We start from the raw sequence: 12,817 nt of genomic DNA, 5'->3' as shown, positions 1-12,817 counted from the left end.
CCGCGTCTGCGCATCAGGCAAGACGCCGGATGGACGCGGGGCGCCGCCAGCCCCGCATGCTGGCGAACGGACTAGAGCGTCTCCGGCAGGCCCAAGGCCTTAAGCGTCGCTGTGATCGAGGCGTCCTGTTCGGCGCGGTACAGGGCCATCTCGTCTTGGACGGGGCGACCCAGCGCCTGTTCGAAATCGGCCTTGGCGGGATCGACGGCGTAGGCGGTCGCGCGGGCCTCCGACCCCAGGTTGGACTGGAAGATGCCGGCGGCGCTGACGGGCAGGAAGTCTTCGTAGGTGATGGGTTCGGCGACGACGTGGCCCGCTGCGATCAGGGCGTCCAAGTCGGCGGTCTCGGCGCGGGCGGCGAGCCCCTCAGGCGTGGGGCGATAACGGAACCAGGCCAGGTCGGCGCGGCGCAGCGCGTCCCAGTCGTCGGGCAGGGCGGAGAAGTCCTTCTTCGCCAGGGCCTCGTCGTACAGGGCGCGACCGGCGGGGGTCAGGGCGCAGCCACGCTGTTCGATCTCGCCGAAGCGGGCGGTGTGGGCGCCCGCCGTGGGGCCGTCGGCGCCCGGGAAGGTGATCGCCTCTTGCAACGCCTTGAAGCTGGTCTGGCGCAGCAGGATCGGACAGGCGCGGGCGGGCGGACCCTCGATGGTTTCCTTCGGGCTGATGCCGCGTGCGGGCATGGCGGCCTGGGCCGCGTCGATATCCAGCGTGCGCGGCGTCAGGTGGTTGATGTGCGGCCCCTTGAAACTGACCACATCGGCGATCAGACGGTGGGCGGCGACCAGCCGTTCGTAGGTTTCGGCGCTGACGGTCGCCTGGGCGTGCCAGCGGAAGGTCTCCAGCAGTTCGGACACGAAACGATCGGCCTGAGCCTCGTCCAGACCGCCGGCGGCCTGCGCCGTCTCGATCAGCTCGCGCGCGCCGGGGGTGAAGATGTCGCGGCGGGCCAGGGTCGCTGCGGCTTCCTCGCGCAGGGCTTCGTCCTCGATCAGTTCCAGCCGCAGCAGCGACGTGAAGACCCGGAACGGATTACGCGCCAGGGCCGCCGGATCGACGGGGCGGAAGGCGGTGGAATGGACCGGCACCCCGGCCGGCGCCAGGTTGTAATAGCTGACCGGCGCCATCCCCATGACCGCAAAGGCGCGCGCGATCGTGGCCAGTTCGTCGGCCGTGCCGACGCGGATGGCGCCGTGGCGCTCCTCCGACAATCGCGCCAGTTCGCCCGACGCCGCCAGCCGGTCTGCCCCGCTCGCATCGGCCTTGATCGCTTGGGCGTTGATGTCGGCCACCAGCGTCAGCAGGTCGCCGTATTGCGGCACCTCGGCCCGGTACATGGCGGACAGGGCGGCCGAAAACCGGCTGCGGATCTCGTCAGGATGGACGAAGGCGGACATGAGCGCTCCCATTTTTCGCCGATCCATAGGCCGACTGGCCGCCGGTTGAAACCCGGCGGCCGTCGCAGGGGTCAGGCGTCGACGCCGACCCCAATCGGGCAGACCACGCCGGTCCCGCCGATGCCGCAGTATCCAGCCGGGTTCTTGGCCAGATAGCCCTGGTGATAACCCTCGGCGTAGAAATAGTCGCCGGCCGGCTCGATCTCAGTGGTGATCGTCCCGCGCCCGGCCTGGGTCAGGGCGGCCTGATAGGCGTCGCGAGAGGCTTCTGCCTCGGCCTGCTGCTCGGCGTTCAGCGTGTAGATGGCCGAGCGATAGGTGGTGCCGATGTCGTTGCCCTGGCGCATGCCCTGGGTCGGGTCGTGGTTCTCCCAGAAGGCCTTGAGCAGTTCGGCATAGGTGATGACGCTCGGGTCGAACACGACCTTGACCACCTCGGTATGACCCGTCCGGCCGGTGCAGGTCTCCTCATAGGTCGGGTTGGGCGTAATCCCGCCGGAATAGCCGGCCGAAGTCACCCAGACGCCCGGCAACTGCCAGAAGATGCGCTCCACGCCCCAGAAACAGCCCATGCCGAAGATGGCGGTCTGGAAACCGTCGGGATAGGGCCCCTTCAGCGGGTTGCCGCTGACATAGTGGTTCACATCGGTGTCCAGCGGCTCGGCGCGGCCGGGCAGGGCGGTCTCGGGCGTGGGCATTTCGGCAGTCTTCTTGAACAGCATTTGCGGCTCTCTCATCGGAAAATGGCGTTGAAGTCCATATGGGGATGCGAGATGCGCTTGCCGAGGGGGCGAGGGTGTTCTATCAGGCCCGCCTCCCGCCGGATCGACCTCCGGCGGCGCGCAAGACGCAGCGTGAAACGGACAGGTGGCGGAGTGGTCGATCGCGCACGCTTGGAAAGCGTGTGTAGGTGAAAGCCTACCGAGGGTTCGAATCCCTCTCTGTCCGCCACGCTCTCCAGCGCTACACGCCGGTGCAGATCGTCGTCGCGAATATTCGCCTCATTACCGAGCTTTGTGCGAACGCAGAGACACCGCGTCGGTCTCTGCGTGCCTGATTCATCGCCAAATTGGGTGCCCTAAGGCCGCCTGTCTCCGTTTGGCGGAAGGCGGTGCACTTTCGCTGTTTCCCTGATATCCGGAAGTTGGCATCTGCCCCTGCCGTCTCTCGGGCTATCCCTGCCGCGTTTCCGTGAGAGTTCCGTAGCTTAGAGGCGCGGCTAGCAGAAATGGTTAGCTCGGATAACAGGGAAGCCAATACGGTATATCAGGGAAAGTAATGCCGGCTATCAGCGAACGAAAAGCCGCCGATCAGAGGTCTGATCGCGGCAGCTATTGTTTGGCAGCGGAGATTTAGGCGACGTAACGGCGTCGCTGTTCGGACCAATCCAACACCAGATCGTTACGCATGACGTCTTCCAAAGTCAGCCGGTCAGATTGCGCGCCGTCCAAGATGGCTCGCTTCAGGTCTGGGGCCAGGAAGGCGACACGCAGGACCCTTGTCACATAGGTGAGGGTCACGCCCTCGGCTTCTGCAATTTCGGCCAGATTGGCTGACCGTCCGCTCAGCAACTTGGCCTTCCAAGCTTCGGCCCGGACCAGTGCCGCGCTGAGCGCGGGATCCATTTTTGGCGCATGGATCGCTGGACTGCCGCCTGGTCCGGCGATTGAAACAGCGCCTCGACGGGTGGTCGCGACAGATAGTCGGAGGATTGGGGCATCGCCTCGACGCTCCAAGTGCTGAAAGACCAGTCGGCCAGACGGCGTGTCGATCATTTCGATGCAGCGTTGCGTATCCAGTATGATGAGGGCTTCTTCCCGCAGTATTTCGATCCGCGCGATCACGTCGCGCATGATCGCCCAATCCGGAATGACCACGCCAGGGAACAGCGGCTTCAAGGCCGTTTCTACAGCGCTTTCAATGACGGGAGCGGATATCCGCGGATGAAGCCCAGCCTTCCGAGGAGATCCCTTCTGTAGGGCCGTCGAGACATAGTATCGATAGGTGGCCCCACCCTTCCTGGGCGAACTGACCGGCGACATCACATTGCCGACGCTGTCGAACATCAGCCCGGTTAACGGCGCGCCTGTGTGTGCGGGCCGCGGCTTGGCAGGCTTACGGGTGCGCCTCGTTGTGTCTAGAAGCGCTTGGACCGCATCAAAGGTCTCTCGATCGATCAGACCGGGATGCTGGCCAGGATACACTAGGTCTTTGTGCGGAATGTCGCCGACATAGATGGGATTGCGCAGCATGTGGTAGGCGCCGCCACGCTCGATCGGCAAGCCGCCTTGGGGCTCGCCGGCCCTGCTCGTCCAACGCTTGGTGACAACGCCTTTCTCGGCCAACTCTTGAACCAGCCGGTTGGCTGAGCGCAGTTCCAGATACCGGGTGAACATCCAGCGGATGACCGGAGCCTCCTCGGCGTTGATCTTCAATGTTCGGCTGTCGGGGTCGTAGCCAAGAATAGGCCGGCCACCCATCCAAAGCCCCTTCTTCTTGGAGGCTGCGATCTTGTCTCGGATGCGCTCGCCGGTGACCTCCCGCTCGAACTGGGCGAACGACAGCAGCACGTTCAGGGTCAGCCGGCCCATTGAGGTGGTGGTGTTGAACGCCTGGGTCACGCTGACGAAGCTGGCTCCAGCCTTGTCCAGCACTTCCACGATCTTGGAGAAGTCTGGCAAGGAGCGTGTCAGCCTATCCACCTTGTAGACCACGACCACATCAATCCGGCCGGCCTCGATCTCCGCCATCAGCCGTTTCAAAGCCGGGCGATCCATGTTGCCGCCGCTAAAGCCGCCGTCGTCATAGATTTCAGGAAGCAGGGTCCAACCTTCACCAGTTTGCGACGACACGTAGGCGGCGCAGGCGTCGCGCTGGGCATGAAGGGAGTTGTAGTCCTGCTCCAGGCCCTCTTCCGTGCTTTTGCGGGTGTAGATGGCGCAGCGAACCGTACGGCCCTGGACGCTCATTGTTTCGCGTCTCGAAGACCAAAGAACCGCGGTCCGTTCCATCGCACGCCGGTGATCTCACGCGCCACTTGGGAGAGGCTTTTGAAGCGTCGGCCTCTCCAGTCAAAGCCTCCCGCGACGACATCCACCTGATGGGCCTCTCCCTGCCACTGACGCTCAAGTCGCGAGCCAGTCTTGAACGTGGCCGTGCGCGGAACTGTCCGGCGGCTGGGGCGGTGGCGCGCCGCGATCTGCCGGAGTGTTTTGTCCAGGCTGACGTCGCTGCCTTCGGCCTCGGTCTGAAGTCGTTCGGCGAATACCCGCCGCATCAAATCCTTGGACTGGAGCTGCGGCGGCGCGTCGCCGAACTTTTTGGCCCACGCGGATCGGAGCTGTGAGATCGTCATCGATCTCAAGGCCAAAAGGTCATAGGAGAGGGTCATTGACTCGCTCCCTCGACGATCCGCCAGCGACGTTCGCCCTCAGCCTTCTCGCTCAGGACCGCATGACCTTTGCGCTTGAGCGCTCCGGCGATGGCGCCGCGAACCGAATGGGCCTGCCAGCCGGTCACAGCCATCATCGCCTGCATGGACGCGCCACGCGGGTGTCGCAGGACTGTGATCAGTTGATCCAGCTTGGAGACGCGCGGGATGGGCTCGGCCGTGGAGGCGGTCTTGATCGGCTTGTTGTTCGGCATGGTATTCGTCTCGGGTCACGGGCCTCAGCACCCTACTGAGACGAGCCCGGATTACCGGGCGTGACATGCTGACTAACGCTCCTATTCCAAAGCTTGTCCAATGGATTGTGCGACGGGGCGGAACGTCAGGGCTCAGCCGTCTCGGATAAGTCGGGTCAGGGGAAACTTTGGGCGGCCGGCCGATGTAGACCGGCCGCCCAAGCACGTCAGTCGGTCTTCGACAGCTTGGCAAGGTTGGCGAGAATGGACGTCCACAACTCGCGTAGCTTCGGATCTCGCATCACCATATCCACGTTCAGCCCATCGAGCAGTTCTAGATTCGGCTTCCTGGCCTGATTGTCTCGGTAGGAAAATCTGAGCAGTTCGATGACCTGCTTCATGTGCCCGACCTTGCCCTGAAGGGCCTGGTTGACGGCCACCATCAGCAGAGCCTGCTGCATGGTGACGGTCTTGCCTCCAACGGTTCGGGTAGTGCGCATAATCTCGCGCATGTCCTTGCCGATCTGGCTTTCGATCTCGGCGCGCGGCAGCCGGCGAGGCCGACCGCGTGGATTTCCGGATCGACCCTTCTTGAACTGGGCGTGTTTAGGCGGTCTGCCCTTGCCGACCTCGTAGTGGCTCATGATCCAGCCTCCACGGGTTGAGCAGCCCGTTCGGCGGCGATCTCGGTGAACGTGCGGCCGTCTCCGATCAAGATCGGTTCAGATTTGGTCGCCATGGGAGACGGCGGACGATCAGATCGCAGTAGATCGGATCAATCTCCACCCCATAGCCTCGACGGCCTGTCCGATGCGCCGCCACCAATGTGGTGCCGGAACCGGCGAAGGCGTCCAACACGATGTCGCCACGGTGCGAACAGTCCAAGATGGCGTCCATGACCATAGTCACCGGCTTGACCGTGGGATGGCTGGCCAGGTCTTCGTCCCGGGTCGCGCTGAAACTGTTGGCGCCGGGATAAGACCAGACATTGGTGCGATACCGGCCATTCTTGCCCAGTTCGACATTGTTGATATGAGGCGCGTTTCCGACCTTCCAAACGAAGACCAACTCGTGGGCGGAGCGATAGAGCGACCCCATGCCGCCATTGGTCTTTGTCCAGACGCAGATGTTCTTCAGCTCGCTGTAGACCGCCTCTCCGGCCGAAATCATCTCTTTGGCATGGCGCCAGTCTATGCATTGGAAGTGGACCGCACCTCGCCGGGAAGCTCTGATCATCTGGATAAGCGCGCGAGCCAGGAAGGTGGTGAACTCCTCACTGGTCATCTCCCCCACGCCCATGGCGAACTCGCGGTGTTTGGTCTGACCCAGGCCAGAAACATGCCCGGCGATGGGGACGTTATAAGGGGGATCCGCGAAGGCAACGCCCGCCTCCTCGCCGTCCATCAGGATCGCATAGGTCTCCACCGCGTAATCTATCGCACGCTAGGAGCCAACGCTGCATCAACAGCGGGCGAAGCCGCCTTGGGCCCGGAACTTAATCAGGCGCTAGCTGACTGCGGGATCTAGCCGGAGGCGGATGACGGTTTTGCGGCAGAAGCGGACGTTGGCGCTGACGGCCGCTGCCATGTCCGCTTCTAACTCATTGCAGACATTCAAAGAGCCCGCTTCCCGCATAGCCGCTAATGCGACAGCGAGGGGCGGCGATTTGTGCCGCTCGGCTAAGGGCATCGCCCCCGCCGATTCATCCGCTGTGTAGGATTGACGGCAAATGCTTTTTTGACGCCGGCCGCTCCATGGGGCTGGCTGCCTATCAACGTTAAGCCTAGGCTGCGTGCTGATCATGCGAGGGCGCTAGGCGAGTGACGTTTCAACAGGGACTGGCCTTTGGCCTTGTCGGGCTGACAATCGGCGCCTTCATCTGGGGTAGGTTTCGTTACGACCTGGTCGCGGTCGTCGCGTTGGTTGCAGGATTGGCGATCGGCATCATCCCCGCCGAGGCTGCATTTGACGGTTTCAAAAACGACGTCACCGTCATCATCGCCTGCGCGCTGATCGTTTCGGCCGCCTTCGCCCGATCGGGGGTCATTGAACTCGCGATGCGGCGGGTGATGCCGCTTCTCAAGACTGAGCGCTCCCAGGTCCCGGTCCTGACCGGCGCTGTGACGTTGCTTTCCATGGCGACGAAGAATGTCGGAGCCTTGGCGATCATGATGCCGGTGGCGCTTCAGGTGGCGCGCCAGACGAAGTCGTCTCCCGCGCGGCTCCTGATGCCGATGGCTTTTGGCGCCATGGCGGGCGGCATGGTCACCCTGGTCGGGACCGCCCCGAACATCATCGTCGCCGAAGTGCGCCAGAGCATCGTCGGCGAACCCTTCGCCATGTTTGACTACGCACCAGTGGGCCTAGCGCTTACCCTGATCGCCCTGGCGTTTTTGGCGTTCGGCTATCGCCTGTTGCCCCGCGATCGACAGGGCGCGACATCCCTGAGCGCGGCATTGGCCGCCAACGCCTATGCCACGGAAGTCAGGGCGCCTGAAGGCTGGGCTCCGGGATCCATGACCGTGTCCGCTCTCGGCGCCCTCGGCGATGGCGAGGTCAAGATCATGGCGCTGATCCGTTCAGGGAAACGGCGGCTGAATCCCAGAGGTAATGTCGTCGTCAAGGCGGGTGACGCGTTGCTGATCGAGGGCGAGCAGCAGGCGCTGGAGGGTTTCGTCAGTCGGGCTCAGATGAACCTCATCCGTGATGATCGCCCCGTTCCGATGGCGACCGCATCCGAGGAGATCGCAATCGTGGAGGCGGTGATCGGCCGAAACTCCCCGCTGCAAGGGCAGTCTGTTCGAAGCTCGGATCTTTACGGCCAGCACGGGATCAATCTGCTGGGCGTGTCGCGAAGCGGCTTTCAACTCACCCAGCATCTACGGACGGCAAAGCTGGCGCCCGGCGACATCATCCTGCTTCAAGGCGCCGAACAGGCGCTGCCGGTCGCGCTGAAGGCGCTGGATCTGCTCCCCCTGGCGGAGCGTCAGGTTCAACTCGGGAGCGTGCGCAGACGGTTCATGCCGGCTGTTGTTCTTGCGTGCGCGATGACGCTCGTTGGCCTCGGCCTGGTTCCAGTCGCCGTCGCCTTCTTCGGCGCCGCCGTCGTCATCGTTGCATTGGGCGGCTTGAAGATGCGTGAGGCCTATGCCGCCCTCGATGGACCCCTGCTCGTTTTGATCGCAGCCCTCATTCCCGTCTCAGACGCGATCCAATCCACGGGTGGGTCCGACCTGATCGCGGGACTGCTTCGCCACGTGTTCACAGGCTTGCCGGGCATTGTCGCGATCACCGGCGTCATGCTCGCCTCAATGGCGGTCACGCCCTTCCTGAACAATGCGGCGACCGTTCTGATCGTCGCCCCGATCGGAGCGACGCTGGCCAAGCAGCTTGGCTACAATCCGGATCCATTCTTGATGGCGGTCGCGGTCGGCGCCGCGTGCGACTTCCTGACGCCCATCGGTCACCAGTGCAACACGCTGGTCATGGGACCTGGCGGCTATAAGTTTTCTGATTATCCCAGACTGGGCGCGCCTTTGAGCGCGCTCGTTCTGGTCACGGGGCCCTCGCTCATCTTGCTGTTTTGGCCTCTTTGATTGGCTCGAGGTCAGAAGATAGCGTTGGAACAGACAGGTCAGGATCACCGTTTCCGGCTGTTCGCCGGCTCGACATCCCGAGCCGCTTATGAGGGCCTGACAGCCTGATAATGCGGCTTCAAAGAGGCGTGAGAGTCGCGAGGCTGCATCAAAACTGCGAGGCGTTCGACAGCTTCAGCCATCGCCAGTCGTTCGCTGTGTGGAAGTTCAGCCAAGGCGGCGAGAAAGCCGTCGCCGAGCAGGCCCGGGGACGTCTGCAATGCCTGCCGCCCCGCGTCGGTCAAACGCACATGGACGACGCGGCGATCCACGGTGGAGCGATAGCGGGCGGCCATGCCCTTCGCTTCGAGCTTGTCCAGCACGGCGACGACGGTCGGCGCCGACATGGAGACGTCCCGCGATATGACGCTGGTGCTGACTTCGCCCAATGCGCGGATGGATTGCAGCACGAGGAGCTGCGGCAGCGTCAGCCCGGTCAGGCGTGAGATTTCTCGAGACCGAACATCGATCGCCTGAGCGATGCGTCGGACCGACCGGACAAGGGATACGGTGGCGTCAACCGCCGCGTCAGGGCCTGGCTCATGGGAAATATCGGCCATTCGGGTTGAACTCTTTCGTGTCCTAACCATTTGTACCCGCTGCTTCCACAATTCAAGGAGGACCCATGTGCGGTCTTAGCGGCGAGATCAATTTCGACGGACGACCGGCCGATGCCGGCGCCGTTCAACGCATGACCGATGCGCTCTCGCCCCGTGGACCGGATGGCTCCGGCATTGTGATGCGCGGCTCGGTGGGGCTGGGTCACCGCCGTTTGAAGATCATCGACCTGAGTGAGAAAGCTCAGCAGCCGATGGTGGACCCTGACCTGGGCGTGACCCTGGCGTTCAACGGCTGCATCTACAACTATCCCGAACTGCGCGAAGAGTTGCAGGGGATGGGGTTCCGCTTCTTCTCGCACGGCGATACCGAGGTCATCATCAAGGCCTGGAAGGCGTGGGGCGAAGCCTGCGTCGAGCGATTCAAGGGCATGTTCGCCTTCGTGCTGCATGAGCGCGACACCGGCCGCACCGTGATCGCTCGCGACCGTTTCGGCATCAAGCCCCTGTATCTGGCCGAACAGGGCCAGCGTCTGCGGTTCGCCTCGACCCTGCCGGCCCTGCTGGCGGCGGGCGACATGGACAAGACCATCGATCCCGTCGGCCTGCACCACTACATGACCTTCCATGCGGTGGTGCCGCCGCCGCACACCATCCTGAAGGGCGTCAAGAAGTTCCCGCCGGCCACCATCCGCGTTATCGAGGCGGACGGAAAGGCCACAGACCGCCTCTACTGGCAGCCCGACATGACCCGCCACGCCGAGGACGCGGCTCTGACGGCCGAGGACTGGCGTGACCGGGTCTTGGACAGCCTGCGCGAGGCGGTGAAGCGCCGCATGGTCGCCGATGTGCCGGTGGGCGTGCTGCTGTCGGGCGGGGTGGACTCCAGCCTGATCGTCGGTCTGCTGGCCGAACTGGGTCAGAAGGATCTGATGACCTTCTCCGTCGGTTTCGAAGAGGCCAATGGCGAGAAGGGCGACGAGTTCGTCTATTCCGACCTGATCGCCAAACACTATGGCACCAAGCACCACCAGATCTTCGTGCCGCATCAGCGGCTGATGGAGGCCCTGCCGGGGACCATCGGCGCAATGTCCGAGCCGATGGTCAGTTACGACAACGTGGGCTTCTATCTGTTGAGCCAGGAAGTCTCGAAACACATCAAGGTGGTGCAGTCGGGCCAGGGGGCGGACGAGGTGTTCGCCGGCTATCACTGGTACCCGCCGATGCTGGACGCGACTGATCCGGTCGAAGCCTACGCCAAGGCCTTCTTCGACCGCAGTCACGCGACGCTGAAGACCCAGCTGAACGGCGCATACATGGCGGACACCGACGTCAGCCGCGCCCTGGTCGAGGCCCATTTCGCCCAAGGCCGCGCGGCGACCCCGGTCGACCAGGCCCTGCGTCTGGACAGCCAAGTGATGCTGGTGGACGACCCGGTGAAGCGGGTCGACAACATGACCATGGCCTGGGGTCTGGAGGCGCGGGTGCCCTTCCTGGACCATGAACTAGTCGAACTGGCCGGCCGCATCCCGCCGGAGCACAAGCTGGCCCAGGGCGGCAAGGGCGTGCTGAAGGAGGCCGCCCGTCTGGTGATCCCGTCCGAGGTGATCGACCGCAAGAAGGGCTATTTCCCCGTTCCGGCGCTGAAATACATCCAGGGTCCGTATCTGGACATGGTCCGCAAGGCCCTGACTAATCAGGCGGCGCGCGATCGTGGCCTGTTCGACCGGGGCTATCTGGACACCCTGTTCGCCAATCCCACTGAGCACATCACACCCCTTCGCGGCTCCGAACTCTGGCAGGTCGCAGTCCTGGAAATGTGGATGCAGCAGCATGGCGTCTGATATCCGCCCCGAGCGATCAAAGGCGCATCGGCTAAAACGTCTGCGGCACGAGGGCCTGAAGCCTCCGGTGCAGTCCGGGGACGGACCGACTCCGGACGCCGTTCTGGACTGCGGCTGGGGGCGGCTGCTGTTCGCCCAGACCTTCGAGACGGCCGAGCCGCTGGTCGAGGCCCTGCGCGCCGAGGGGCCCGACCGGCGCGACATCGCCTTCTATGTTCGCAATCCTCACGTCCTACTGGCGTCAGCGCCTCAGGAGCTGTTCCTGGATCCGTCGCACACCTATCGGCTGGAACTGGCCACCTATCGCGCCAGCCGCCGTCAGCCCCGAGGCTTCACCGTGCGCCGGCTGGCGTCGGAAACGGATGCGCAGGCGGTCAACGACATCTACGCCAAGCGCAAGATGGTGCCCGTTCCGCCTGACTTCTTCTGGTCGCATCGGGACGACCGGACCCTGACCTATTTCGTCGCCGAGGATACTGTGACCGGGGCTGTGATCGGCACCGTGACCGGCGTCAACCACGCCCGCGCCTTTCATGATCCGGAATGCGGCTCTTCGTTATGGTGCTTGGCGGTCGATCCCCAAGCGACCCAGCCGGGCGTCGGCGAGGCCCTGGTTCGGCGTCTGGCAGAATACTTCAAAACCCAAGGTCTGGCGCACATGGACCTGTCGGTCATGCACGACAACGACCAGGCCATCGCCCTGTACGAAAAGCTGGGCTTCTGTCGCGTCTCCTTCTTCGGGGTCAAGCGCAAGAACCCGATCAACGAGGCCCTGTTCGTCGGCCCGACCGACGACCACAACCTGAACCCCTATGCCCGGATCATCGTCGACGAGGCGCGTCGGCGCGGCATCCATACGGAGATCATCGATGGTGAGGGCGGGCTGTTTCGCCTGAACTGGGGCGGCCGGTCGGTCCGATGCCGCGAAAGTCTGTCGGAGCTGACCTCGGCCGTGGCGCTCAGCATCTGCGACGACAAGCGGATGACGCGACGCATCGTCGAGGCGGCCGGCGTGCGCGTTCCCGAGAGGATCGATCCCGAAAGCCCGTCGGCCATCGATGCGGCGCTGACCAAGTTCGGCGCCTTGGTCGTCAAACCGGCGCGCGGCGAGCAGGGGCAAGGCGTCGCGGTTGGCCTGACGACGATGAGCGAGGTCCAGACGGCTCTGGTCCGGGCGCGCCGCATCTGTTCCGAGGTTCTGATCGAGGAACAGGTTCAGGGCGAGGACCTGCGGCTGGTGGTGATCGACTACAAGGTCGTCGCCTGCGCCCTGCGTCGTCCGCCGCGCGTCGTCGGCGACGGGCGCTCGACCTTGCGCGCCCTTGTCGAACACCAAAGCCGTCGTCGCGCCGCCGCCACCGGCGGGGAATCCACCATCCCTATCGACGCCGAGACGGAACGCACCCTGGCCGAAGCCGGCTATCGCCTCGACGACGTAGCGCCGGATGGTGAGGAGATCCTGGTTCGCAAGGCCGCCAACCTGCATCTGGGCGGCACCATCCATGACGTGACGGAAGAGGTGCATCCCGCGCTGATCCGCGCCGCCGTCGCCGCCGCCCGCGCCATCGATATCCCGGTCACGGGCGTCGACCTGATGGTGAAGTCGCCGCGTGAACCCGACTACGCCTTCATCGAAGCCAATGAGCGCCCCGGCCTGGCCAACCACGAACCCCAGCCGACGGCCGAGCGCTTCATCGACCTGCTGTTCCCCCTGTCCGCGCCGACGTCGGCCCGGACAGCCCCGAGACCCGAAGCCTGAAGGA

At 64.1% G+C, this 12,817-nt stretch carries 11 protein-coding genes and 1 tRNA gene; 4 read left to right on the top strand and 8 right to left on the bottom strand.

Annotation, left to right across the window (positions count from 1 at the left end; all coding sequences use genetic code 11):
* Positions 1–71 precede the first annotated feature (71 nt).
* Positions 72–1,394 (bottom strand): VOC family protein, encoded by a 1,323-nt coding sequence (locus tag HNP47_RS08460; protein ID WP_184279203.1) that lies wholly within the window; start codon positions 1,392–1,394, stop codon positions 72–74.
* 71 nt (positions 1,395–1,465) lie between these two features.
* On the bottom strand, positions 1,466–2,116 hold the full coding sequence (gene msrA, locus HNP47_RS08455; protein WP_184279202.1) for a peptide-methionine (S)-S-oxide reductase MsrA: 651 nt from the start codon (positions 2,114–2,116) through the stop codon (positions 1,466–1,468).
* Positions 2,117–2,255: 139 nt separating this feature from the next.
* On the opposite strand from msrA, the gene HNP47_RS08450 reads away from it, so the two are divergent.
* Positions 2,256–2,345: transfer RNA gene (locus HNP47_RS08450), tRNA-Ser, on the top strand.
* 401 nt (positions 2,346–2,746) lie between these two features.
* Here the strand turns inward: HNP47_RS08450 and HNP47_RS08445 are convergent.
* From HNP47_RS08445 to HNP47_RS08425, 5 genes are all read right to left on the bottom strand, one after another.
* Positions 2,747–4,363 (bottom strand): recombinase family protein, encoded by a 1,617-nt coding sequence (locus HNP47_RS08445; protein WP_184279201.1) that lies wholly within the window; start codon positions 4,361–4,363, stop codon positions 2,747–2,749.
* The gene (locus HNP47_RS08440; RefSeq protein WP_184279200.1) at positions 4,360–4,785 is read right to left on the bottom strand and encodes a DUF2924 domain-containing protein; all 426 of its coding nucleotides are present in this window, start codon (positions 4,783–4,785) and stop codon (positions 4,360–4,362) included. The genes HNP47_RS08445 and HNP47_RS08440 overlap by 4 nt, the downstream gene beginning before the upstream one ends.
* Entirely contained in the window at positions 4,782–5,039 is a 258-nt protein-coding gene (locus HNP47_RS08435; RefSeq protein ID WP_184279199.1) for a DUF3489 domain-containing protein, read from the bottom strand. The genes HNP47_RS08440 and HNP47_RS08435 overlap by 4 nt, the downstream gene beginning before the upstream one ends.
* A 206-nt stretch (positions 5,040–5,245) precedes the next feature.
* Positions 5,246–5,662 carry a DUF5681 domain-containing protein gene (locus HNP47_RS08430; protein ID WP_184279198.1) on the bottom strand — a complete coding sequence of 139 codons (417 nt, stop codon included), beginning with the start codon at positions 5,660–5,662 and terminating at the stop codon, positions 5,246–5,248.
* Between the two features lie 67 nt (positions 5,663–5,729).
* Entirely contained in the window at positions 5,730–6,443 is a 714-nt protein-coding gene (locus tag HNP47_RS08425; protein WP_221415056.1) for a site-specific DNA-methyltransferase, read from the bottom strand.
* Between the two features lie 395 nt (positions 6,444–6,838).
* Here HNP47_RS08425 and HNP47_RS08420 point away from each other — a divergent pair, with 395 nt between their 5' ends.
* The gene (locus HNP47_RS08420) at positions 6,839–8,614 is read left to right on the top strand and encodes an SLC13 family permease (RefSeq protein ID WP_184279197.1); all 1,776 of its coding nucleotides are present in this window, start codon (positions 6,839–6,841) and stop codon (positions 8,612–8,614) included.
* Positions 8,615–8,700: 86 nt separating this feature from the next.
* Here the strand turns inward: HNP47_RS08420 and HNP47_RS08415 are convergent, their stop codons facing one another.
* A complete protein-coding gene (locus HNP47_RS08415; protein ID WP_184279196.1) occupies positions 8,701–9,213 on the bottom strand; it encodes a MarR family winged helix-turn-helix transcriptional regulator in 513 nt (170 codons plus the stop codon).
* Positions 9,214–9,278: 65 nt separating this feature from the next.
* Here HNP47_RS08415 and HNP47_RS08410 point away from each other — a divergent pair, with 65 nt between their 5' ends.
* The gene (locus HNP47_RS08410) at positions 9,279–11,054 is read left to right on the top strand and encodes an N-acetylglutaminylglutamine amidotransferase (protein ID WP_184279195.1); all 1,776 of its coding nucleotides are present in this window, start codon (positions 9,279–9,281) and stop codon (positions 11,052–11,054) included.
* The gene (gene ngg, locus HNP47_RS08405) at positions 11,044–12,813 is read left to right on the top strand and encodes an N-acetylglutaminylglutamine synthetase (RefSeq protein ID WP_184279194.1); all 1,770 of its coding nucleotides are present in this window, start codon (positions 11,044–11,046) and stop codon (positions 12,811–12,813) included. The genes HNP47_RS08410 and ngg overlap by 11 nt, the downstream gene beginning before the upstream one ends.
* The last annotated feature ends 4 nt before the right edge of the window (positions 12,814–12,817 follow it).

The sequence above is a fragment of the Brevundimonas vesicularis genome (assembly GCF_014204545.1).
In the GTDB taxonomy this organism is placed as follows: domain Bacteria; phylum Pseudomonadota; class Alphaproteobacteria; order Caulobacterales; family Caulobacteraceae; genus Brevundimonas; species Brevundimonas vesicularis_B.
The sequence above is the reverse complement of the archived record's forward strand: the minus strand, read 5'-3'. Positions and strand labels throughout refer to the sequence as shown.